Origin of the sequence: Microbacterium sp. ANT_H45B, from assembly GCF_008369345.1 — a bacterium.
In the GTDB taxonomy this organism is placed as follows: Bacteria; Actinomycetota; Actinomycetes; order Actinomycetales; family Microbacteriaceae; genus Microbacterium.
Genome location: NZ_VOBK01000002.1, coordinates 175410 through 197012 on the forward strand (window position 1 = coordinate 175410; position 21603 = coordinate 197012).

At 68.4% G+C, this 21603-nt stretch carries 22 protein-coding genes and 1 tRNA gene; 9 read left to right on the top strand and 14 right to left on the bottom strand.

The genetic code is table 11. From position 1 onward, the window contains the following. Window positions 1-23 precede the first annotated feature (23 nt). The 8 genes from FQ142_RS07150 to FQ142_RS07185 form a co-directional block, all read right to left on the bottom strand. The gene (locus FQ142_RS07150) at window positions 24-212 is read right to left on the bottom strand and encodes a hypothetical protein (RefSeq protein WP_149422796.1); all 189 of its coding nucleotides are present in this window, start codon (window positions 210-212) and stop codon (window positions 24-26) included. Window positions 213-306: 94 nt separating this feature from the next. Next, on the bottom strand, window positions 307-1758 hold the full coding sequence (locus tag FQ142_RS07155) for a PepSY-associated TM helix domain-containing protein (protein ID WP_149422797.1): 1452 nt from the start codon (window positions 1756-1758) through the stop codon (window positions 307-309). Beyond that, window positions 1755-2996 carry a Dyp-type peroxidase gene (locus FQ142_RS07160; protein ID WP_149422798.1) on the bottom strand — a complete coding sequence of 414 codons (1242 nt, stop codon included), beginning with the start codon at window positions 2994-2996 and terminating at the stop codon, window positions 1755-1757. Before FQ142_RS07160 ends, FQ142_RS07155 begins: the two co-directional genes overlap by 4 nt. Continuing rightward, window positions 2996-3529, bottom strand: a complete 534-nt coding sequence (locus FQ142_RS07165; RefSeq protein WP_149422799.1) for a copper chaperone PCu(A)C — start codon at window positions 3527-3529, stop codon at window positions 2996-2998. Before FQ142_RS07165 ends, FQ142_RS07160 begins: the two co-directional genes overlap by 1 nt. Window positions 3530-3540: 11 nt before the next feature. Continuing rightward, a complete protein-coding gene (locus FQ142_RS07170) occupies window positions 3541-4140 on the bottom strand; it encodes a copper resistance protein CopC (protein WP_149422800.1) in 600 nt (199 codons plus the stop codon). 119 nt (window positions 4141-4259) lie between these two features. Then, on the bottom strand, window positions 4260-4865 hold the full coding sequence (locus FQ142_RS07175) for a hypothetical protein (RefSeq protein WP_149422801.1): 606 nt from the start codon (window positions 4863-4865) through the stop codon (window positions 4260-4262). Between the two features lie 78 nt (window positions 4866-4943). Further along, on the bottom strand, window positions 4944-6047 hold the full coding sequence (locus FQ142_RS07180) for an AI-2E family transporter (protein WP_149422802.1): 1104 nt from the start codon (window positions 6045-6047) through the stop codon (window positions 4944-4946). 161 nt (window positions 6048-6208) lie between these two features. Further along, complete coding sequence (locus tag FQ142_RS07185) at window positions 6209-6649, bottom strand: DUF2809 domain-containing protein (protein WP_149422803.1); 441 nt, start codon at window positions 6647-6649, stop codon at window positions 6209-6211. Window positions 6650-7139: 490 nt separating this feature from the next. On the opposite strand from FQ142_RS07185, the gene FQ142_RS07190 reads away from it, so the two are divergent. Next, complete coding sequence (locus FQ142_RS07190; RefSeq protein ID WP_149422804.1) at window positions 7140-7811, top strand: hypothetical protein; 672 nt, start codon at window positions 7140-7142, stop codon at window positions 7809-7811. 685 nt (window positions 7812-8496) lie between these two features. Here the strand turns inward: FQ142_RS07190 and FQ142_RS07200 are convergent. Beyond that, entirely contained in the window at window positions 8497-8958 is a 462-nt protein-coding gene (locus tag FQ142_RS07200; RefSeq protein ID WP_149422806.1) for a hypothetical protein, read from the bottom strand. Window positions 8959-9252: 294 nt separating this feature from the next. Continuing rightward, window positions 9253-9325, bottom strand: a tRNA-Ala gene (locus FQ142_RS07205). A 133-nt stretch (window positions 9326-9458) separates the two neighbouring features. Here FQ142_RS07205 and FQ142_RS07210 point away from each other — a divergent pair. The 5 genes from FQ142_RS07210 to FQ142_RS07230 all read left to right on the top strand — a co-directional run bounded on the left by FQ142_RS07210 (window position 9459) and on the right by FQ142_RS07230 (window position 13857). Next, a complete protein-coding gene (locus FQ142_RS07210) occupies window positions 9459-10523 on the top strand; it encodes an NAD(P)-binding domain-containing protein (protein WP_149422807.1) in 1065 nt (354 codons plus the stop codon). Between the two features lie 63 nt (window positions 10524-10586). After that, window positions 10587-11378 (top strand): hypothetical protein, encoded by a 792-nt coding sequence (locus FQ142_RS07215; protein WP_149422808.1) that lies wholly within the window; start codon window positions 10587-10589, stop codon window positions 11376-11378. Beyond that, the gene (locus FQ142_RS07220; protein ID WP_149422809.1) at window positions 11375-11902 is read left to right on the top strand and encodes a hypothetical protein; all 528 of its coding nucleotides are present in this window, start codon (window positions 11375-11377) and stop codon (window positions 11900-11902) included. The genes FQ142_RS07215 and FQ142_RS07220 overlap by 4 nt, the downstream gene beginning before the upstream one ends. A 45-nt stretch (window positions 11903-11947) precedes the next feature. After that, window positions 11948-12604, top strand: a complete 657-nt coding sequence (locus FQ142_RS07225) for an SDR family oxidoreductase (RefSeq protein WP_149422810.1) — start codon at window positions 11948-11950, stop codon at window positions 12602-12604. A 5-nt stretch (window positions 12605-12609) separates the two neighbouring features. Next, a complete protein-coding gene (locus tag FQ142_RS07230) occupies window positions 12610-13857 on the top strand; it encodes a glycoside hydrolase family 3 N-terminal domain-containing protein (RefSeq protein WP_262492087.1) in 1248 nt (415 codons plus the stop codon). Between the two features lie 6 nt (window positions 13858-13863). Here FQ142_RS07230 and FQ142_RS07235 read toward each other — a convergent pair whose 3' ends face one another. Genes FQ142_RS07235 through FQ142_RS07245 form a run of 3 tightly spaced genes read right to left on the bottom strand, consistent with a single transcriptional unit; the run spans window position 13864 to window position 16445 of the window. Further along, window positions 13864-14733, bottom strand: a complete 870-nt coding sequence (locus tag FQ142_RS07235; RefSeq protein WP_149422811.1) for a 3-methyladenine DNA glycosylase — start codon at window positions 14731-14733, stop codon at window positions 13864-13866. A 1-nt stretch (window position 14734) separates the two neighbouring features. Further along, window positions 14735-15760, bottom strand: coding sequence for an App1 family protein (locus tag FQ142_RS07240; protein ID WP_056418312.1), 1026 nt, complete (start codon window positions 15758-15760; stop codon window positions 14735-14737). 4 nt (window positions 15761-15764) lie between these two features. Further along, on the bottom strand, window positions 15765-16445 hold the full coding sequence (locus tag FQ142_RS07245) for a DedA family protein (protein WP_056418310.1): 681 nt from the start codon (window positions 16443-16445) through the stop codon (window positions 15765-15767). A gap of 41 nt (window positions 16446-16486) precedes the next feature. On the opposite strand from FQ142_RS07245, the gene FQ142_RS07250 reads away from it, so the two are divergent. From FQ142_RS07250 to FQ142_RS07260, 3 genes are all read left to right on the top strand, one after another. Further along, complete coding sequence (locus FQ142_RS07250; protein ID WP_149422812.1) at window positions 16487-17812, top strand: anthranilate synthase component I family protein; 1326 nt, start codon at window positions 16487-16489, stop codon at window positions 17810-17812. 33 nt (window positions 17813-17845) lie between these two features. Beyond that, window positions 17846-20422 (top strand): leucine--tRNA ligase, encoded by a 2577-nt coding sequence (leuS, locus tag FQ142_RS07255; protein WP_149423470.1) that lies wholly within the window; start codon window positions 17846-17848, stop codon window positions 20420-20422. A gap of 120 nt (window positions 20423-20542) precedes the next feature. Next, window positions 20543-21142, top strand: coding sequence for a ComEA family DNA-binding protein (locus FQ142_RS07260; protein WP_149422813.1), 600 nt, complete (start codon window positions 20543-20545; stop codon window positions 21140-21142). A gap of 71 nt (window positions 21143-21213) precedes the next feature. Here the strand turns inward: FQ142_RS07260 and FQ142_RS07265 are convergent, their stop codons facing one another. After that, window positions 21214-21585: a nuclear transport factor 2 family protein gene (locus FQ142_RS07265; RefSeq protein WP_149422814.1), complete on the bottom strand. Its 372-nt coding sequence runs from the start codon at window positions 21583-21585 to the stop codon at window positions 21214-21216. Window positions 21586-21603 lie beyond the last annotated feature (18 nt).

The following is a 21603-nucleotide window of genomic DNA, read 5'->3' on the forward strand; positions in this document are numbered from 1 at the left end:
AGTCGGTTCGGTCGCGAAGCGGTTCAGTCGGCGTCCGTGTCGGCATCCGCCGGCTGCTCCGCTGCGAGTCTGTCAGCGGTGGCGCCGTCGACCTGATCCGCGTCGACATCGGTGTCGAGGACCTTTTCGCCATCGACCTCGCGGTGCGGCACTGCGTCGATGTCGCCGTCGTCGTCGGGTCGCGGGACCAGCGGGGGGATCGGTGTGGACATGGTGACTCCTCTCGTGTGTGTGATGGCGACCATAGAATGCTCACCGGTCGCGCGGCAGCGGGTTGACGGCATCGTCGGCGGAGGGTAGCCGGCGTCACACCTCCTGTTGTCCCCGTGGCCGACGGGCGTGTGCCGCGCGGCGAACCCAGGGGATCAGGGTGTCGAGGACGAGGAACCCCAGCAGCGTCCAGCCGACCAACGGCAGCCAGAGACCGACGAGGACCGCTGCGACCGCGACGATCCCGATCTCCCACCACGGCGCCCCTCGGAGCGCCCTCCCGGGAGGGCTTCCGACGATCCGCGACGGGTCGCGACGCGGACGCCGTCGCCACCACATCAGGTAGCCGAGCACGACCATGATGGCGATGGCGAGGGCGACGACGAACAGCACGATCTGATTGGCGAGTCCGAACATCACCCCCATGTGGATGTTGATGCCCCAGCTCGCGAGCTTGGCTGCGAGCGGGATGTCGGCGAAGTCGACGCGGTCGACGACCTGCATGGTGGTTCCGTCGATCGCGAGCGAGTCGGATTCGGTGGGGAATCCGGTCTTGATCTCGCGGACCGTCCAGGCCGCCCCGGGCTCGGCGGGCGGCTTGATCTCCACCTGTCCGGTGTTGACGTTCTGCCGTTGCGCGATCGCGAGGACGGCGTCGAACGTCGCCGGGTTCGCCGATCCGCTGGGGGCGCTCTCCGCGCCGTGATGATGCGCATGTCCGTCGGACCCGGCCGTCGTGCCGTCGAGGCTGGTGCTGACCGTGGGGGTTCCCCAGTCGAGGGTTGCCCGCAGACTGTCGACGTTCGCCCCGGCGTACTGCGACCAGGTGATTCCCGTGGCTGACAGGAACAGTGCTCCCAGAAGCACCCACACGCCGAGCGAGGCGTGCCAGCCGAACAGCCTGCGATACCCCCGGTGGGCGGGGTCGGGGCGGAGCAGATCGCGCTTGACCCTGGCCTTGCGCAGCCGGATGACCCAGAGCGCGATGCCGGCGATGGCGACGATCCCGAGCCAGGAGGCCGCGAGCTCGCTGTACAACCGGCCGGGGTCGCCGAGGTTCAGCGTGCGGTGCAGGTTGCTGACCCAGGTGCGCAGGGGAGTGGCGCCGCTGGTGCCGTAGACCACCAGCTCCCCACGGATCTCCGCTGTGCCGGGGTCGACGAACACGGCCAGTGACTCGCTCGGGCCGAGGCCGTCCACGGCGTACATGATGCGCGTCGTGTCTCCGGGTTCCGGTGCCGGGCGCACGGCGAACAACGCCGTCCCCTCGCCCACGTGCGTGTTCGCGGCCTCGATCTGCGCGGCGAGCGGCACCGTGGAGTCCGGTGCCGGCGCATGCAGCTCGTGGGCGTACACGGCCTGCTCGAGTTGCGGGGTCAGGGCGTAGAGCGCGCCGCTGAGTGCCGCGACGAGGATGAACGGGCCCACCAGGATCCCGGCGTAGAAGTGCAGGCGCAGCAGCAGTGCGCCGAGACGGGAGCCGCCGCGTCGCCGAGGCGGCCCGGCGGGAGCCGGAGGTGAGACGACGGCGCGTTCACGGACGCTCATGCGCCCACCCCTCCGGTGAGAAGGGTCTCACCGATGAACCCGCCCTCGGCGCATCCCGGTGGCACGGCGAACACGGCCGAGCCGATCGGCACGGTCCACTCGTTGAGCAGGTCCAGCTCGTCGAGGCGTTTCTGCATCGGCGTGAACTGGCGTTCGATGTCGGCCTGGAAGGACACGAAGAGCAGGCCCGACTCCGAGACCTCGGCGCCGCTCGGACGCTCGTCGTAGTTGTAGCCGCGTCGGAAGATCCGCTCCGCCCCGTCGCCGCGAGCGCGACGGATGTGCGCGAACGCCGGGATGACGGGGAAGCCGATCGCGGTCTTCGCCTCGAAGTCCGGCTCGTCGAACTCCTTCGTGCCGGTGAGGGGCGCGCCGTTCGCGAGAGTCCGGCCGACCGAGGCATCGCGGCCGCTGCGATCGAGGCGGTCCCACTTGTCGAGGTCCATGCGGATGCGGCGGATGACCATGCCCGTCCCTCCGGAGAGCCAGCCCTCCTCGGTCCACACGATCCGGTCGAAGTCGGCCGTCCCTGGCTCCGGGTTGGCGGTGCCGTCGACCTGGCCGAACAGGTTGCGCATGGTCGTGCCCGGACGCTCGGTGCCGTAGGCGCGGCGAAAACCCTGTTGGGTCCAGCGGACGCCGGCGAACCCGCGGGCATCCTTCAACAGCATCCGCAGGGCGTGGGCGACGGTCAGCGGATCGTCTCCGGCGATCTGCAGCAGCAGGTCTCCGTCAGAGAACTCGGGCTGCAGCCGATCCACGCGGAAGGCGGGGAGGGGAGCGAGCCAGGCGGGCGGGGTGCCGCCCGCCCGCGCGACGAATCCGGGACCGAAGCCGAACGTGACGGTGAGGCGTGCCGGAGACAGCGCGAGCTCGGGTTCGGAGTCCGCGAGCGCGGGCCGTCCCTGGGTGAGTCGCGCGGCGTCGTCCGTGAGGATGCGCATCAGGCGGGTCAGCGCGGTCCTGTCGGTGTCGTCGTGCAGATCGAGGGCCACGAAGACTCCGTGCGCCTGGGCGGCGGTGTCCACCCCGGCCTGATGTGCGCCGAAGAACGGCACGGTCTCCGTTCCGTTCATCGGGGTCGAGACGGCCGTGCTGTCCGTCGAGGGTCGATTCAGGGCGATGTCCGCTCCCACCGCCGCGACCGCGCCGACACCGGCGACAGCTCCTCCGAGGAGGAACTGCCGCCGGGTCGACCCGGAGCGACGGGAGCGGGCGCCCTCAGTGGGCGCCGCCATCAGTGATCCATGCCCTCTTCGTGCTCGGAGCCGTCTTCGTAGTTCTCGTTCGCGCCCGAGTAGTCCTTCACCGGAGCGGTGAACTCGTAGGTCGAGTCGTCGGAGAATGTGAGGGTGAACGTCGCCTCGTCACCGGCGAGCAGCGGCGCGGTGAGATCCATCAGCATGATGTGGTTCCCGCCCGGCTCCAGCGTGAGCTCCGAGCCGGCGGGGATGACGAATCCGCCCTCGATCTCGCGCATGACCATCTCGCCGGATTCGTTCTCGACGGTCTCGTGGAGTTCGAGCATGTCGGAGGAGGGGGACGAGACCGAGACCACGGTCACATCCTCGTCGCCGCTGTTGGAGAGCACGCCGAACGCGGCCGACATGCCGTCGTCGGCTGCCTTGACCCAGGCGTCGTCGATCGTGACGACGTCGCCCGCAGGGGCGCTCTTCGTCTCGGCGGGGGCGCTGCCGGCCGCGCAGCCGGTGAGGGCGAGCAGCGAGACCGTGAGGATCGCGGTCATTCGGGAAAGGGGGGTGGTGTTCATGGTGGTGCCTTTCACAGCTCATCTGTCGTGCGAGGACGACGAAGGATTCGATACAGGACGAAGGCGAGCGCGGCCACGGCCGCCCCGCCTGCTCCGACGAGCAGCACCCTGGTGGCACCGCCCGTCTCGTCGGCGATCTGATCTGCGGCAGGGGTCGAGCCGGTCGTGGCTGCTCCGTCGGCAGGCCCGTCGCCGGCCGGCGTCGCGCCGATCGGCATCGGCTCGGCGTCGCCGATCGTGAAGGGGATGACGCCCGAGATCGGGTGTCCGTCCTCCGATACGACCTGCCACCGCACCTGATAGCCGGCCACCGGCATCTCAGGGTCCACCGGCGCGGTCACCGTGTTCCCGGCGACGGTCACCGGGCCGGTCACCCAGTCCGTGCCGGACTCGTCAACGACGAGCACGACGGCGCCGGTCAGTTCGGAATCCAGCACGAGCAGTTCGCCCGAGAAGGTCATGGAGACGGTCGAGGGTGCGGACGCGAGCTGTTCCCCGTCGCCGGGGGTGCTCGAGACGAGTTGGTCGTGGGCGGACGCGGGGACGGCCGACGCGAGCACCGCGACGGCGGCCAGCGCCAGCCCCACCGCAGATCTGCGGAGAGGGGACATGGGAGAGGGAGACCTTTCGACGGACGTCGATCATCGACGTCGTTCCTGCGTGCAGCGCCGTGAGCGCAGGGGCGCACGGCGAGGACGCGCGTCGGGGCCCTTGGGGCCGCGCGCGCGGATCAGATCGCAGGGACCGCCGGAGGGGCGCGGCCTCGAAGGGTCGTGAGGTGGACGGGGGCGGATGCGCGCTGGAGAAGGAACTCTCCGCGAGTCCGGACGAGAGCGGGAAGCGCGGGGCGGACGAGCGCGGCGTCGAGCCGACGCCGCATCCATCGCACGGCCTGCCCGGACAGCGCGTGCAGGGCGAGGATCAGGCGTTCGCCCCGGTGCAGGGCGAGAACGGTCACCAGGGCGGCGATGCCGTGGCCGATCCACATGCTGCCATCGGCGACGACGGCCTCAGAGATGCCGGGACCTGTGGGGATCACGATCGGCCCGCCGTGCACGTGGGGCGCTGAGACACCCGACGGCGCGACGGTGCCGAGCACGAACAGCACGTGGAAGAGGAACTGGCTCAGGGCGACCGACAGGCTCATGCGAGTCAGCGAGAGGCGGCGTCCCGCGAGCAGGACGCAGATCATCACGGAGAGCAGCCAGGGCACGACGATTCCCAGAGGTCCGGGCATCGCGCCGCCGCCGGTGAGGTGACCGGCGAGAGCGATGAAGATCGCCAGCGACGACGCAGCGAAGCCGCGGACGACGGCGGGCTTCCTGGACTCGGTCACCCGTCAAGTCTGGCATGAGTCAGAAGGGTCTCCGAGCAGTCCGCGTCACGGCCGGTGGGGGCCCGACGCGACGCGGGGTCAGACCTGTTCGGGCCGCTTCTTGCGGAACGGCTTGGCGGGCGTGTTCTCGCCGTCCCACACCGTGATGATGCCCCACGCGACCGCGGCGATCGGCACCGACAGGACGGCGCCGACGATCCCTCCGAGGATCGTGCCGGTGGTCAGGGCAAGCAGGATGACGAGGGCGTGCAGCTTGAGCGACCGCGCCATCACGACCGGCTGCAGGAAGTTGCCCTCGAGCTGGTTGACCAGCACCACGATGCCGATGACGATGAGCGCAGCCAGCGGACCGTGCGTGACGAGGGCGACCAGGGCCGCGAGGATGCCGGCGGCCGTCGCACCCACGAGCGGGATGAACGCCGTGAGGAACACGATCACGGCGAGCGGGAGCGCCAGCGGGATCTGCAGGATCGCGAGCCCGATTCCGATGCCGAGGGCGTCCGCCGCGGCGACGATCGAGGTCCCGCGGATGTAGCCGCCGAACACGTCGACGGTCTTGTCGCCGATGCGACGGGCACGCTCGTAGCTGGCACCGGTGAACGGGCGCAGCAGGAACTCCCAGATGCGCGGGCCGTCTTTGAGGAAGAAGAACAGCACGACGATCATCAGGGCGAGCCCGGTGAAGAAGCTCGCGGTCGCGGAGACGCCGGCGAGCGCCCCGCGTCCGAAGGAGGCACTGGTGAGGAACTCACCGGCACCGGCCCAGACATCGTCGAGGTCGATCGACGCGAAATCGAAGGGGAGGGTGTTCAGCCATGACGTCACCTGGGCGATGCCGTCGCTGGCGGAATCGACCAGGTCGTCCCACTGGGAGCGCACGGTGAGAACGATCACCCAGACGACGCCGCCCAGCACCACGATGATGCCGATCAGCGCGATCCAGGTCGCGAGGATCGAGGGGACGCCGCGCCGGCGCATGAAGGCGACGAGCGGATGGATCGCACACGCCAGGATCAGGGCGATGGTCACCGGGATGAAGACGAGGGACAGCTGCGTGATGACCAGCACACCCACGGCGACGAGCGCGAGCACCGCGAGCGTCTGCAGGCTCCTGGTCGCAGCGAGTCCGAGACCGCGTGACCAGAGCCCGGGCTCAGGGCGGGGCACCGCGCTGTCGATCATCGTCTCAGCGCGTCGAAAGAGTCCCAGCACCCGTAGCCTCCAGTTGTCGAAGAGCCGTCGAGGAGATCAAGGACGGCCTCGCCTTTCTATCCAGGACGACCGCAGATAGCAAGTCCCTGGCGCTGGAGATGGAGACGTGGTGACACGGAGCGCTGTCCACCTCAAGAGGGGTTCGCTGTGTGGCGGGCACGCGCTCGGTGTCCAGCGCGCCAGAGCACCGTGTCGTAGCCGGCCGCAGCGGCCGCACCCACTGCGTATGCGACCAGGTCGAGCGGGTCGAACCCCACTCCGAGAACCAGCCGAATGGGCCAGAAGGTATCCGCCCAGGTCGTTGGCATTCCCGTCAGCTGGAACAGTTCGATGGCCGCGCAGATGGCGAACGCGACGGAGGCGATGACCGCGATCTTCGTTCGTGGAAACGCGATCGCGACGATGAGGTAGATCAGCGCGGCGTACAGCGCGTCGCCAGCCAGACCGCCCCACCACGTCCCGCCGGCCTGCGTAAACACGACGAGCCCCGCAACGACAACCAAGAGAACATCCACCAGAAGGCGCAGGCGACGGGAACGAGTGTCGATCGTCCGCGCCTCACCCGAGTTCATCTCCTCACCTTAGGTCAGGAGACGAGGCATGTCGGGAGCGTGAGTGGTGCAGCATCCGCGTCATCCACTCCCCAGAGCGCAGAGAAACACAAGAGCCGAGCAAGCCAAGCCGGCGCGCTGGGCCATCTGGCTGACGCCGCGTCGATCACGTGGTCCGCTTGCTCGACTCGAGGTGAGTGGTGCTGATGTCTCGGGACGGCCTGGTCTGCGTCGACGCGGTGTTCTATCGCCGTCGTAGCCGTTCTCTGCCGATCCGGAACCATAGTCGTGCCCTGGGAACAGAGCGAGCTTCGACCGTGCTTGACGCAGTGAAAGCCTGAATTAGGCCACTGCTCTCGGACGCCCGCTCGAGATGTGGCCGAAAGTCGATATCGAGTGTGGTCGGAAGTTGTGTGGGAGTTGACTACTTCTTCAATACGTTCGAACAGTTCGTCCCGCACGGGGCCTACAAGACGAACCGGAGAGAAATCCTATGGGTATTAAAACTCGCATGTCATCGCTTGCAGCCGCAATTGTTGTGGGCATGATGGCGTTCTCGGCAGCTCCCGCTGTCGCGACAGAAGTATCGGCACCGGAGGCAACGGCTCTCGCGGAGTTCCGTACCAATTTGGTTGAGCGTGGAGACTCGGCGGGGGTCGCAAAGTTCGACGCGCTGAACGCCGAGCAGAGGGCGGAACTCGCCGGCTACTTCGTCGGGGAAGTCACCCCGAACTTCGGCCTGGGGTCGACGTCAGGCACGACGAAGACACAGCGTGACGGAGACTTCGCCTTCTCGCAATCGGCGGCTGCCCCCGTCACGAAGGGGGCTGCACTGGCGGCGGCTACGATTAAGAATGTCTGGGGAAAGCAGTGGTTCTCATTCGCCGGTATCAAGATCACTGAGACCAAGGTCTCCCTGAACTACTATGTGAGCGGCGGCCGGGCAACTAGCGTGGCGTCCTACACCTGCACGGTCGAGCAAAACGCCGATCCGACGGCTTCGATCACGTCGTCGAAGGCCGGCTCGTACATTTCTGGCAGCAACGCGGTAGGAGAGTGCAAGGTCGTGGTCAAGCGCGGTGCACCCACACCCTGGGGCACCTGGAGCTGGAGCACCTCGTCCGGAATTCAGTACGTCACCGGCAGCGGCACGGGTAGTTACGTCTCAGGTGGATGGCGATAATAGGTAGATGCATGCCGAGTAGGCCCACTTGGGCATCGAGCGGGCCTACTCGGTTCGGACTGAAGGAGAATCTATGAATCCGCTTGTTCCGACGTTCATTGACGGAGTCCTAATGTCCGCCCTGGCAGTCGGGTTCGCGCTGGGCATTTTCGCCTTCGTGTCGCTCGTTCTCACTAAGGGTCTCTCGACGATCCAGGTAATCCTGTGGATCCTCGCGATCTTCGCAGTGCCCTTCCTGGGATCAGGTGCGTGGTTCGTAGTTAGGGCTCGTCTGTACTCGAAGAGCCTTCCGCGCCGAGTCGTAGCCGTCGATCAGTAGGCGTCCCTCTCCACGCTCGCGCGTTGCATGGATCTCGCAAACTCGCTCGACGGAGAACTCACCAGGGGCGCGGGCGCCGGTGTGGAGGCGTTGGACTTCCTGAAATGGCGGAGCGGTGCGCATCTTCGTCCCTCTCGTGAGGTCTCGGCGACCGAGTTCTCCTGCGTGGGAGACACTCTCGAGTATCGTCAGCGCTCGAACTCAAATCGAATGCCTAATGTCCTTGAGAATCTCCCGCTCGAAAGGCCAAGTGTTGCTTGCGGTTCTCGAAGAGCACGGAATGCATGGAAAACGTGTTGCCGGCCTGCGCCTTCATCATCTCCGTGGCCGCCCTGGTCATCAGCTTCGTGGGCGCGTGAAGGCGCATCAGTTCGTCCTCCCCACGCGTGCAGGCGTCCAAGGCGCGCTGAACGACGCGAGGGACGCTTCGGCATCGCGACGGGCTCGACCGCGCAGTCCGGCAATCACGCGTTGGTCGTCGAGTTCCGCCCGGGTAATCTCCGCAACGGCCTGGGTGCGCTGGAGATGCGGGCCCAGACCCCAAATCACACCGTAGAACGCAACTCCAATAGCGAGGACGACAGTGGCGATGACAAGCTGGTTCGGCGTCACCGGGGCAGTGACGGGGAATGCCAGCGCTGCGAGCGCCACGACGACGGGGAACCCGAAGACAGGCGCCGTCACTGCATGGGTCAGCGATGAGGACTCCTGAGCGGAGAGAGCGAGACGAACATGCCCCTCCCGAAGCTCTCGGTTCTGGCGGCGCAGTTTGTGTTGAAGCCGGGTTAGGAACCGAATTTGGGTGGCGTCTAGCGTCGCTGTGGTCATGGAGCTAGTCTCTGCTCCGGCACCGACACCCCTCAGCCCCGCACTCGGGTAGTTCCTAACGCTGTTGAGGCACCCGCAAGCAAGCACGGAAGCAGCTCGACCCGGCTTCACCGCTGCAGAGCGGCGCTACCTGGCTTCCTGGCTGTAAGCGCTTATGACCGGTGGTGACGGGCAATGGTCAATCGTGGATGGCCACGTCTCAAGACTTTCGCGACGGCCGTGCTGCGAATAGATTCGAGGACTCAAAACTGTTCAAAGACACAAAAAACCCGCGATCTCTCGCGGGTTTCGTTGTGGACCTGGGGGGACTCGAACCCCCGACCCCCTGCATGCCATGCAGGTGCGCTACCAGCTGCGCCACAGGCCCAGAACTGCTTCCGAACTGCTCGAAGCAACTTGAACAGAGTACTACACGGATCGCGCACAGCACCAATCGGGCGGCGGCCCCCGGGCGCGTCGTCGCGCGGAACACTCCGGGTCCCGCGTGCGTTGTCATCGTCGTGAGCATCCTGGACAGTCTCGTGATCGGCGCAGGCCAAGCCGGTCTCTCGTCATCGTTCCATCTGACCCGTCTGGGGGTCTCGCATGTGCTGCTCGACTCCGACGATGAACCGGGAGGAGCGTGGCGGCACCGGTGGGATGCGCTGACGATGCGGGACGTGCACGGCGTGGCCGAGCTCCCGGGCGACACACCCCCTCCGCGTGACGGCCAGCGCGCGAACATGGCGGTTCCGGCATACTTCGCCGCGTACGAGCGCGCGCATCGACTTCCGGTCGTGCGCCCGGTGCGGGTGGATCGTGTCGAGGACGACGGCGGCATCTTCCTGGTGCGTGCGGGGGAGCGCGAGTGGCGCACACGCACCCTGGTGAACGCGACGGGCACCTGGACGCATCCGTTCATCCCGCACTATCCCGGCATGGAGACGTTCCTCGGGGAGCAGCTGCACACGGTCGACTATCCGGGCCCGCAGCACTTCATCGGCAAACGGGTGCTGGTGGTCGGCGGCGGCGCGTCGGCTGTGCAGTTCCTCGGGGCGCTTGCCCCGCTCACAGACACGCTCTGGGCGACCCGTCGCGAGCCCGTGTGGCGCGATGACGACTTCACCCCTGAAGCCGGGGCGGCCGCGGTCGCACTCGTCGAGCAGCGGGTGGCGCAGGGCCTTCCCCCGCAGAGCGTGGTCAGCGTGACGGGTCTGATGCTGCGCCCGCAGGAGCGCGAGGCGGAGCGCCTCGGCGCCTACGCCGCGCGTCGGCCGATGTTCCAGAGCGTCGAGCCCGATGGAGTGCGGTGGGCGGACGGATCCTTCGAGCCGGTGGACGCGATCCTGTGGGCGACGGGGTTCCGACCGGCGATCTCTCATCTCGCGCCCCTGCATCTGCGCAGCGCCGCCGGCGGCATCCAGCTCGATCGACATGGCCGGGGCACCACCGCGGTGCGGGATCCTCGGATCCAGCTCGTGGGCTACGGCCCCTCGGCGAGCACCATCGGGGCGAATCGCGCGGGGCGCTCGGCGGCGACGGGCGTGCAGCGTGCGCTGGCTGCGGCGCCCGTCCGCACCGAGTGAGCCGGCGGGATCCCGCCCGCCACGCTCCGCACTGCGTCGACGCATGATCGCTACGCTGATGGCGTGATCCGCATCGTCGTCCTGGTCATCTGGCTGCTGCTGTCGGCATGGCTCGTCATCTGGACCGGCGAAGGGCTCTTCGGCATAGATCAGCGGGACTCGATCCTGCCGTTCTCCGGAGAGGACACCCTGGGCGGGCCGATCATCATCGGGGTCGCCTGGGGACTGATCCTCACCTTCGGCGGCACGATGTCGGGCCTGGGCCGCCGCCGCAGAGTTCGAGGCGAGTCGCAGATCGGTGTGGGCCGCATCGTCGAGGTCACCCGAACCGGCCTGACCGTCAACGACCTCCCGCAGTACGACCTGTTCATCCGGGTCACCCCGACGGCGGGGGAGGAATTCGTCGGACAGCTGCGGATGCTGGCCGACACCACCGACCTCGCGTGGCTCCAGGTGGGGCAGCCGATCCCGGTGAGGTTCAGCCCCACAGACCACGACACGATCGAGCTCGCCGACGTCACGGATCAGGCGGTCCATGATGCACTGCTGCAGTGGCGGATCGATCGTGGTCTCATCGACCCTCGCCTGGTGAGAGCGCGGACGACGGGAACGCAGGTGCCTGCGTCCGTGCTGGCGGTGCGCCCGACAGGGAGGCGCAGAGAGGGGCAGAGCGAGCTCGAGCTGAAGGTGCTCATGGCCCCCGAAGGCGCTTCGACGTGGGAGGCCGACACCACGGTGTTCGCGTACCCCGAGGCGATCTCGCGGTTCCAGGTCGGCTCACCGATCTGGGCCTTCTACCGGCGCGAGGATCCGAAGACCGTGGCCGTGACTATCGAGAAGGAGGCCGGACGATGAACATCCTCGACACCCTCATCTGGCTGATCGACTTCCCCGCGTCGCACGGGTACGCGATGGTGTTCATCGCGGGCTTCTCGATCCTCGGACTGTTCGCCATGTCCGCGGGCGGTGCAGCGCCCGGAGCGTCGCTGCGGCGCGTCCGAGAGCGCGAAGGGCTGCTCCACGGCCACATCGCCACGCGTGGGAAGGCGGTGGGCGCTGTGCGGCGCCTCGTGTTCCGGGCGCTCGCCGTCGTCATGCTGGCGAACCTCGTGATCGGCATCCTCAGCCTCACGGGGGTGCCGATCACGCGCGCCTACATCCACGAGCACGGTCAGCCGACGACCGGCACCGTCGACGGCGACTGGGTGACGTTCACGACCCCGAGCGGCGTGGAGTACACGATCGAGAGCAACTTCTTCACGCCGGCCGTGTACCCGGATCGCGATGCTTACCTGCCCTCCGGCGAGCCGGTCGTGGTCCGCTACCTCCCGGGGCACCCGCAGGCCTTCGTCATCGACAGTTCGCAGGGTCCTCGCTGAGCGCACCCCCGAGCCGGTGTCGGCAGAGGCGCGTAGGGTGAAAGCATGTCGCGAATCATCGTTTTCGGCGGCCACGGCCGCATCGCACTCCTGCTCGCCCCTCTTCTCGTCGCCCGCGGCGATGAGGTCACATCCGTGATCCGCAACCCCGATCACGTCGAGGAGGTCGAGCAGACCGGCGCTCGCGCGCTCGTCGCCGATGTCGAGACCCTCGACACCGCGGCGCTCTCCGACATCATCCGCGGGCACGACGCCGTCGTCTGGTCAGCGGGCGCCGGCGGAGGATCCGCAGAGCGCACGTACGCCGTCGACCGCGATGCGGCGATCCGCACCATGGACGCCGCAGGCGAGGCCGATGTCGCGCGCTACGTCATGGTGTCGTGGATCGGCTCGAAGGCCGACCACGGAGTGCCCCAGGACGACGGGTTCTTCGCCTACGCCGACGCGAAGTGGGCGGCGGACGAGCATCTGCGCGGCACCGCCCTCGAGGGCACGATCCTCGGACCGGGCACCCTCACCTTCGATGCGCCGACCGGTCGTATCGTTCTCGATCCCGAGGGGCACGGCGAGGTGTCGCGGGCAGACGTCGCGGCGGTGATCGCCGAGGTCGTCGGCAACCCGTCTACCATCGGCCGCACGATCCGCTTCGGCAACGGCCCGGCCGACGCGGCGCTGCCGATCGCCGACGCGCTCCACGCCTGAGCGCGGTGCCGCGACGGCGGGCCGTGGCCGTCGCCACGGCCGTGATCATGGGACTGTGCCTGTCGGCGTCGGCCCACGGGGCTGTCGTCGGCGAGGGCGTCTCGACGCGCACTCCACCGAACAACGAGGGGTCGACGGCCGAAGGGCTGACGGCCGAAGGGCTGACGGCCGAAGGGCTGACGGCCGGGGTGTCCGACGGGCCGCAGCACCGAGCCGCCGCTCTCGTCGAGCAGATGTCGACCGACGAGCAGGCGGCGAGCATCGTGATGGGACACATCCCGACGACGGACACGGCCGCTCTGCGGCAGTACATGTCGCAGGGCCTTGGCGGTTTCATCCTGATGGGTGCGAACATCCCCGACGACGGCACAGCGCTCACGACCATCACGGATGCGCTCACCGTCGACCCCGAGCTGCCGCCTCTCGTCGCCGTCGACCAGGAGGGCGGGATCGTCTCCCGTCTGCCCGGTGACACCTACCCGGCCTCGACGACGCTCAAGACGTCTCCCGTCGCCGAGACGTCGGCGGCATTCTCCGCGCGCGCCGCACTCGTCGCCGACGCCGGGATCTCGGTCGACTTCGGCACGGTCGCCGATGTCACCGCCGACCCCGGGTCGTTCATCTTCGGACGCGCGCTGGGCACGGACCCGCAGTCAGCGGCTGATCGTGTCGCGGCAGCGACCACGGCGCAGGAGTCGCTCATCGCGTCGACGCTGAAGCACTTCCCCGGACACGGTGCCGCGCCGGGCGACTCACACCATGCCGTCCCCGAGACGGCGAAGACTCTCGAGGAGTGGCGGGCGAGCGACGCGGTCCCCTTCGTCGCGGGGGTGGACGCCGGCGCATCCGTGCTGATGTTCGGGCACCTCGCGTACACGGCCGTCGATCCGGCCCCCGCCTCGCTGTCGGCGCGGTGGCACGAGATCGCACGCGAGGAGCTCGGCTTCGAGGGCGTCATCGTCACCGATGATCTGGGCATGCTGCAATCGTCGGGGATCGCCGAGTACGCCGATCCGGTGGCGAACGCCGTCACCGCCGTGTCCGCCGGGACGGACCTGGTCTTGATGATCGCCGGATCCACCGCCGACACCGCGGGTCAGATCGCCGCAGGGCTCAGCGCGGCCGTCGACGCGGGAACGCTGCCGGAAGCGCGCCTGGCGGAGGCGGCCACGAGGGTCATGACCCTGCGGCTCCAGTCGACCGCGGCGAGCGCCGAGTGGGCGCTGTGTCCTGACTGCGAGCCCGCGGGCTGAGACCGCTCAGACGTGCGCGGCGACGGGCGTGCCGAGCCAGGCGTCGAGAAGGTCGACACGCAACCGCGTTCCCCGCTCGGCGAAGCCGCGCTGCTGGCGGACGTACTCGGCCTTGCCCTCGGCGGTCTCGATCGGCACCGGGACGACGCCCCATGCCGACAGGTCGTAGGGTGCGGCCTGCATGTCGAGGAGCCTGATGTCCCTCGCCAGCTCGAAGGCGTCGAGCAGGAGCTCACCCGGCACGAGGGGGCCCAGCTTCAGCGCCCACTTGTACAGATCCATGCCGGCGTGCAGGCATCCGGGCTGCTCGAACAGCGACTGGTCGTCACGCGTCAGAGGTGAGCGATTGCGGGGCACGGCCTCGGGGGTGAAGAACCGGAAGGCGTCGAAGTGCGTGCAGCGGAGGTCGTGCGCCTCGACGACACGATCGGTTTCGGCCTGGCCGAGACGCAGAGCGACGGCGTGCCGGTGCTCGTCTGCGCGGTACACCATCGCCCACTCGTGCAGTCCGAAGCAGCCGAACTGCCCGGGGCGTGAGGCGGTGCGGCGCAGCATCCGCTCGATGAGGCCCGCCAGGTCCGATTTCTCGTGGGCGAAGAGTGCCGCGTCGGGCGTCACACCCTCGGGAGTTGATCCTTCGGTGTACCAGCGCCAGGACCGGCGTTCGGGAGCATCCTCGAGCTCGACGCCGGCGCCCGGATGCCAGCGGCGCAGCTGTGCCGGCTTGTAGCTGTAGTAGGTGAAGAGGAAGTCCCAGACCGGATGCTTCTCGCGCCGCGACGCGCGCTCGCGGTGTGCTGCGGTGAGTGCGTCCGCCCGGGCCTGATGCTCGTGCTCGCGCTCCAGCCAGACGTGGCGGGGGAGGGAGGCGCTCATGTCAGCGGAGGATGCCGGCTTCGCCGAGCAGGTCGCGGAGTCCTGCACCGTCTTCGGCACTGACCCAGGGAGCGACGTCCTCGGAGTGCGGCTCGCGACCTGCTCGACCACCGGCGAGCACGGCCTCGGCCGGCAGCAGTCGACGGATCGCGACGCCGGCGACGGAGGTGGGGTGCTCCTCCATGAACTCGGAGTAGATCGCCTCGTCGTGCTGACCGTCGTCTCCGATGAGCAGCCACTTCACATGGGGGAACTCCGTGGCGAGTCGACGGAGGTTGGTCAGCTTGTGCTCGCGACCGCTGCGGAACCACCGGTCGTGCGTGGGCCCCCAGTCGGTGAGGAGCATGGATCCGGCGGGGAACAGGTGGCGACCGAGGAAGCGCCGCAATGTCGGAGCCACGTTCCAGGCGCCCGTGGAGAGGTAGACCATCGGAGCGCCGGGGTGCTCGCGCAGCACCTGGTCGAGGAGCACGGCCATACCGGGGACCGGGAGACGCGCGTGTTCGTCGACGACGAAGGAGTTCCAGGCGGCGATGAAGGGGCGGGGGAGGGCCGTCACCATGACCGTGTCATCGACGTCCGACACGACACCGAAGTGCGTGGACGCCGAGACGATGAACGCGGTCGCCTCGACGGCATCCCCGCCCTCCACCGAGAAGGTGAAGTTCTGCCATCCCGGTTCGAGATCCGCGTGCACGACCGAGTCGATCACCCCGCCCCGATCCGCGACGACATCATGATCGGAATCCCCGATCCGTACGGTGACCTTCGCGAAGCTGACCGGGATGCCGACGAAGCTGCGCCACCCGCGCACACTCGCCAGCTCGCCGTCCTTGGTGCTGCGTGCGGGCGGAACGATGAGAACCCGACCGACGACACGCACCCAACCGGGCCCGCCGTAGCCGGGGAACGGGAGGATGGTCGCCGTGCGACCGCGGCGGCGCGCTCGTCCTTCCCGCCATACGTGGAGGCGGTGTTCGAGACGCGCGAACCAGTGGATCCGGGGCGTCTGGGGTGACGAAGCCATTGCTTCAGTCTTTCACGTCGGTCGCCTCGTCCGCGCCCTCCGCATCGGAGATGTCGAGGTGACGGGCCTCGAGACGGGAGAGCACCTTCTTGCCGATGAACACCGCGAGGAGGAACAGGGCGATGATGCCCACGAAGATGTACCCCGCGTAGTGCACACGGTCCGCGAGCTCATCGAAACTCCCCGCCGCGAGAGAGGTGATGCTGACGTAGGCGGTCGCCCACAGCAGACAGGCGGGGGCCGTCCATGCGAGGAAGCGGCGGTAGGAGTAATGGCTCATCCCGACGGTGAGGGGGACCAGCGAATGCAGCACGGGGAGGAAGCGCGACAGGAAGATCGCGATGCCGCCCCGTCGTGCCAGATACCGCTCGGCGCGTACCCAGTTCTCCTCGCCGACCCGTCGCCCCACCCAGGAGGCGCGGATGTGCGGACCGATCCATCGACCGAGCCAGAAGCCGATGCTCTCGCCGATCAGCGCGCCGACCACGACCGCAAGGACCATGGCGATGCCCTGGGGGACGGTGGTGATGCCGATGGAGGCGACGAGGACGACCGTGTCGCCGGGGAAGATCAGACCGATCAGCACGCTCGTCTCGAGGAGCACGGCGACACCGGCGATCAGTGTGCGGGCGATCGGATCGATCGACCTCATGAAGTCGATCAACCACGGTACGAGCTCGTCCACTCCTCGAGAGTACGGGAGTCGCCGCGGCCTAGGCTGAGAACGTGCCCGAACGTCTGAGCGCCCGCATCCTCTCCGCCGAGGTCGAGCCCCTCGCGCTCTTCCTCGCGCTCGAGGCGCGAGGGGCAGACCTGTTCTGGCTCGACGCGGGAGCCGACGCCGTCGAGGGATGGAGCTTCATCGGAACGGGTGAGCGCTGTGGGTTCCCCTCCGGTGGTCCCCTCACCGGCGCACCCGTCGCCGAGCCCGATCACCCGCCGCTGCGCGGAGGCTGGGTCGGCTGGCAGGACTACGAGACCGGCGCGAGCGCCGCCGGTGCGCCGGTGTCCGGTGAGGTCGGCCGTGCCGACGGGGCGTGGCTGCAGGTGACTCGTCTCGTCGCCCTCGACCACAGGACCGGTCGCACCTGGGTCTCCGCGCCTCGGAACGATCTCGCCGAGTGGGCGGACGAGGTCGCCCGGATGGCGGACAGCAGATCGCCCGTCACGGAGGTCGCACCGCCCCCGGACGCCCCGAGGATCGCCGACGCGCGGCACACGCCCGAAGAGTACGCGGTGCTGATCGAACGCTGCCGCGATCTCATCCGACAGGGCATCGCCTACCAGCTCTGCCTCACGACGCGCTTCACCGTCGAGGGCGCACACGACGCGGCATCCGCGTACCGTCGACTCCGCTCGGCGACCCCCGCGCACCACGGCGGTTTCGTGCGGATCGGGGGGCGGGCGCTCCTCAGCGCGAGCCCGGAGCAGTTCCTGCACGCCGAGGGCGGGGTGATCCGCACCCGGCCGATCAAAGGCACCAGGCCGCGTGGCCAGGATGCGGAGTCCGATGCCGCGCTCGCCGCAGAACTCGCCGTCGACGCGAAGGAGCGCGCGGAGAACGTGATGATCGTCGACCTGATGCGCAACGACCTCTCGCGAGTGTGTGTTCCCGGGTCGATCCGTGTCGATGCGCTGTGGGAGGTCGAGACCTACCCGGCCGTGCACCAGCTGGTCAGCACGGTCAGCGGCACGGCTGCCGAGGGAGTGACTGTCGGCGACCTCTTCGCGGCGGCCTTCCCGGCCGGCAGCATGACGGGGGCGCCTAAACTGTCGGCGATGACGCGTCTGCACGACCTCGAGGCCGGCCCGCGCGGTGTCTATGCGGGATGCTTCGGGTACATCGGCGACGACGGCGGGCTCGACCTGGCGATGGTCATCCGCAGCATCGTCGTCGACGGCGATCGCGCCGTGGTCGGAGCCGGCGGCGGGATCACCTGGGGATCCGCCGCCGCCCGGGAGGTCGGGGAGGTGGCGACCAAAGCCCGCGCCCCCCTTGCTGCTCTCGGTGCGGAAACGCCCGCGGCCTGGGCTTCCGATATCCTGAGCTGATCCCCTTTTCCCATCAGATTGGTCGTGCGTTCGTTGTCTGAGAACCTGTCCACCTCTCCCGTCGACGAGGAGACCTCCTCGGCGCACGCTATCCAGGCCAAGTGGCAGAAGTACTGGGCGGAGAACGAGACGTTCCTCACCGGCGGCGACGACGACACGCGGCCACGCCGCTACGTGCTGGCGATGTTCCCGTACCCGTCCGGCGACCTGCACATGGGGCACGCCGAGAACTACCTGTACTCCGACATCGTGGCCCGGTTCTGGCGTCACCGCGGGCACAACGTCCTCAACCCCATCGGGTGGGACTCCTTCGGTCTGCCTGCCGAGAATGCGGCGATCCGCCAGGGGGCGGACCCGCGTGAGTGGACGTACCAGAACATCGCCCAGCAGAAGCAGGCGTTCCGGAACTACGGTGTCTCGTTCGACTGGTCCCGCGTGCTGCACACCTCGGATCCCGAGTACTACCGCTGGAACCAGTGGCTGTTCCTGAAGCTGCACGAGCGCGGCCTCGCCTACCGCAAGAAGAGCGCCGTGAACTGGTGCCCGAACGACCAGACCGTGCTGGCGAACGAGCAGGTCGTCGACGGGCGCTGCGATCGCTGCGGTGCGGAGGTCGTGAAGAAGAAGCTGACGCAGTGGTACTTCAAGATCACCGATTACGCCGACCGACTGCTCGACGACCTGAACCAGCTCGAGGGGTTCTGGCCGCACAAGGTGCTGCAGATGCAGCGCAACTGGATCGGGCGCTCCATCGGCGCTGACGTCGACTTCCGCATCGAGGGACGCGACGAGCCCGTCACCGTGTTCTCCACGCGCCCCGACACGCTGCACGGAGCGACGTTCTTCGTGGTCGCCCCCGACTCCGATCTGGCGAGCGAGATCGCGGCCGATGCGCCCGACGAGGTGCGCACGCGCTTCCAGAAGTACCTCGCCGACGTGCAGAAGACCACCGACGTCGACCGGCAGGCGACCGATCGCCCCAAGACCGGCGTGTTCCTGGAGCGCTACGCCATCAACCCGGTCAACGGCGAGAAGCTGCCGGTCTGGGCGGCCGACTACGTGCTGGCCGACTACGGCCACGGCGCGGTGATGGCCGTGCCTGCTCACGATCAGCGCGACCTCGACTTCGCCCGCGCCTTCGATCTGCCGGTCAAGGTCGTCGTGGACACCACGGCCCCCATCACCGGTGCGATGCCGGTCATCGAGGTCGATGACGAGGGCGTGCCGATCGACACCGGCGCGGCGCTCGACGAGCAGAACCCGGCATCCACCGGCATCGCCCTCACAGGCGAGGGTCGGATGATCAACTCCGGCGCGCTCAACGGCCTCTCGAAGCGCAACGCGATCGCCCGCGCGATCGAGCAGCTCGAGTCCACCGGCACGGGTCGTGCAGCGAAGAACTACCGTCTGCGCGACTGGCTGATCTCGCGTCAGCGTTTCTGGGGCACGCCCATCCCGATGCTGCACGCCGAGGACGGCCGGATCATCCCGGTCCCCGAGGACCAGCTCCCGGTGAAGCTGCCCAGCGTGGAGGGTCTCGACCTGAAGCCGAAGGGATCGTCGCCGCTGGGTGCGGCGGAGAGCTGGGTGCGCACGGTCGACGCCGAGAGCGGGGATCCCGTGCTGCGTGATCCCGACACCATGGACACGTTCGTGGACAGCTCGTGGTACTTCCTGCGCTTCCTCTCGCCCCACAGCGAGACCGTGGCGTTCGACCCGAAGCAGGCGGCACGCTGGTCGCCGGTCGACTCCTACATCGGCGGTGTCGAGCACGCCATCCTGCACCTGCTCTACGCGCGCTTCATCACCAAGGTGCTGTTCGACATGGGCCTGATCGACTTCACGGAGCCTTTCTCGAACCTCATCAACCAGGGCATGGTCCTGCTCGACGGCGCGAAGATGTCGAAGAGCAAGGGCAACCTGGTGCTGTTCGAGGAGGAGCTCGACGCGCACGGCGCCGATGCGCTGCGCGTGGGTCTCGCGTTCGCAGGCCCCGTAGAGGACGACAAGGACTGGGCCGACGTCTCGACCACGGGTGCACAGAAGTTCCTGGCACGCGCGCTGCGCATCGCCAACGAAGTCTCGAGCCCGGTCGATGTGGTCTTCGCCGGCGGCGACGCCGCCCTGCGACGCGCCACGCACAAGCTGCTCTCCGAAGCTCCGTCCCTGGTCGAGCAGACCAAGTTCAACGTGCTCGTCGCGCGTCTGATGGAGCTCGCGAACATCACCCGCAAGACCATCGACGGTGCGGCAGGCGCGGCCGATCCGGCGGTCCGCGAAGCGGCAGAGACCCTCGCCGTGATGCTCGACCTCATCGCCCCGCACACGGCGGAGGAGATGTGGGAGATCCTCGGACATGAGCCCTCGGTCGGTCTCGTCACCTGGCGCTCCGCCGACCCCGCGCTCCTCGTCGAGGACACGGTGACGGCGGTCGTGCAGGTGGGTGGCAAGGTGCGCGCCCAGCTCGAGGTGCCCGCCCGCATCGGAGAGGCGGATCTCGAAGCGCTCGCCCGTGCGGACGAGCGCGTCATCCGCTCGATCGGCGATCGCGAGATCATCAAGGTCGTCGTCCGTGCGCCGAAGATCGTCAGCATCGTCGTCAAGGGCTGACTCGCCGGGGGATCTCACCTCCGGACTCTCGTTCTGCACATCCGGCCGCTCTTCGTGGATTCCTCACGCAGAGCGGCCGGATGCGTCAGGGGTGACCGCCCGCGCCCTTAGCGTTGCGGGATGCCAGATCCGCCCGCAGCGACCCCTCATCCCCGGGCGCTGCGCCTGAGTGTGGGCGCCGCGATCGTCGTCGCGCTCGTCGTGCTCTCCGTCGCGGTGGGGCTCGGGCTGATGCGGGGGCAGGCGCCTCCGACCGAATCGGTTCCGCTGGCGACGGATGCCGCGATCGACGCCGGTTCCTCGGGTGAGCTGTACGTCCATGTGCTCGGCGCCGTGGAGGTTCCCGGACTCTACGTGCTCGATGTCGATTCGCGTCTCGTCGACGCGATCGCCGCGGCAGGAGGAACGACCGATGCCGCCGACCTGGCGGCGGTGAATCTTGCCAGGGTGCTCTCCGACGGGGAGCAGATCGTCGTTCCGGCCATCGGTGCGACGGGGGCTGAGTCGGGCGCGACCAGCCCCGATGACGGTCTCGTCGATCTGAACGCTGCCGATCAGGCCGCGTTGGAGACCCTGCCGCGGATCGGCCCCGCGCTGGCCGAACGGATCATCGCCTGGCGGGAGGACAACGGCCGATTCCAGTCCGTCGACGACCTGCTCGCCGTACCCGGCATCGGTGAGAAGCTCCTCGCAGGCATTCGAGACGGGGTGAGGGTGTGATGCGCGAACCGCCGCCGTCCTCTCGGCGACGGGGGCGGCGAGAGGCCGGCGGGCGGCGAGAGGGCGGGGGCCTAGAGGGTGGATTCCAGGTGCCACACCTTCGCGACGATCTGCCACCCGTGCGGTCCATCGACGAAAGAGAGCTGATCCACGAAGATGCTGTCGATCACGCGCAGTCGCACGTGCACGACTGCTGCGGCATCCGAGAGCCAGTCGATCGAGAGCACCTCCTCCTCGCGCGCCTGGCCGATCGACGCCGGAGATGCCCGGGTCTCGACGATGTGCCGCCAGGCGGGATACGGATCGACGGTCACCACACCCTCATCGACATCGAACAGCGAACTCGCGGGGTGGAACACCTGGTCGAGCAGCGTCACATCGCCGTCGTGGATGCCGCGGAAGTAGACGTCCACGGCGTGATCGAGTTCTTCGGATCGGCGCATCTCCCGATCATGGCATCG

What these genes read in the sequence shown, in the direction of transcription:
- FQ142_RS07260 (WP_149422813.1), top strand. Translation starts at nt 20,543, where the DNA reads ATGCCAGATCCGCCCGCAGCGACCCCTCATCCCCGGGCGCTGCGCCTG.
- FQ142_RS07185 (WP_149422803.1), bottom strand. Translation starts at nt 6,649, where the DNA reads ATGAACTCGGGTGAGGCGCGGACGATCGACACTCGTTCCCGTCGCCTG.
- FQ142_RS07225 (WP_149422810.1), top strand. Translation starts at nt 11,948, where the DNA reads ATGTCGCGAATCATCGTTTTCGGCGGCCACGGCCGCATCGCACTCCTG.
- FQ142_RS07190 (WP_149422804.1), top strand. Translation starts at nt 7,140, where the DNA reads ATGTCATCGCTTGCAGCCGCAATTGTTGTGGGCATGATGGCGTTCTCG.
- FQ142_RS07235 (WP_149422811.1), bottom strand. Translation starts at nt 14,733, where the DNA reads ATGAGCGCCTCCCTCCCCCGCCACGTCTGGCTGGAGCGCGAGCACGAG.
- FQ142_RS07200 (WP_149422806.1), bottom strand. Translation starts at nt 8,958, where the DNA reads ATGACCACAGCGACGCTAGACGCCACCCAAATTCGGTTCCTAACCCGG.
- FQ142_RS07180 (WP_149422802.1), bottom strand. Translation starts at nt 6,047, where the DNA reads ATGATCGACAGCGCGGTGCCCCGCCCTGAGCCCGGGCTCTGGTCACGC.
- FQ142_RS07160 (WP_149422798.1), bottom strand. Translation starts at nt 2,996, where the DNA reads ATGGCGGCGCCCACTGAGGGCGCCCGCTCCCGTCGCTCCGGGTCGACC.
- FQ142_RS07165 (WP_149422799.1), bottom strand. Translation starts at nt 3,529, where the DNA reads ATGAACACCACCCCCCTTTCCCGAATGACCGCGATCCTCACGGTCTCG.
- FQ142_RS07150 (WP_149422796.1), bottom strand. Translation starts at nt 212, where the DNA reads ATGTCCACACCGATCCCCCCGCTGGTCCCGCGACCCGACGACGACGGC.
- FQ142_RS07220 (WP_149422809.1), top strand. Translation starts at nt 11,375, where the DNA reads ATGAACATCCTCGACACCCTCATCTGGCTGATCGACTTCCCCGCGTCG.
- FQ142_RS07265 (WP_149422814.1), bottom strand. Translation starts at nt 21,585, where the DNA reads ATGCGCCGATCCGAAGAACTCGATCACGCCGTGGACGTCTACTTCCGC.
- FQ142_RS07170 (WP_149422800.1), bottom strand. Translation starts at nt 4,140, where the DNA reads ATGTCCCCTCTCCGCAGATCTGCGGTGGGGCTGGCGCTGGCCGCCGTC.
- FQ142_RS07155 (WP_149422797.1), bottom strand. Translation starts at nt 1,758, where the DNA reads ATGAGCGTCCGTGAACGCGCCGTCGTCTCACCTCCGGCTCCCGCCGGG.
- FQ142_RS07240 (WP_056418312.1), bottom strand. Translation starts at nt 15,760, where the DNA reads ATGGCTTCGTCACCCCAGACGCCCCGGATCCACTGGTTCGCGCGTCTC.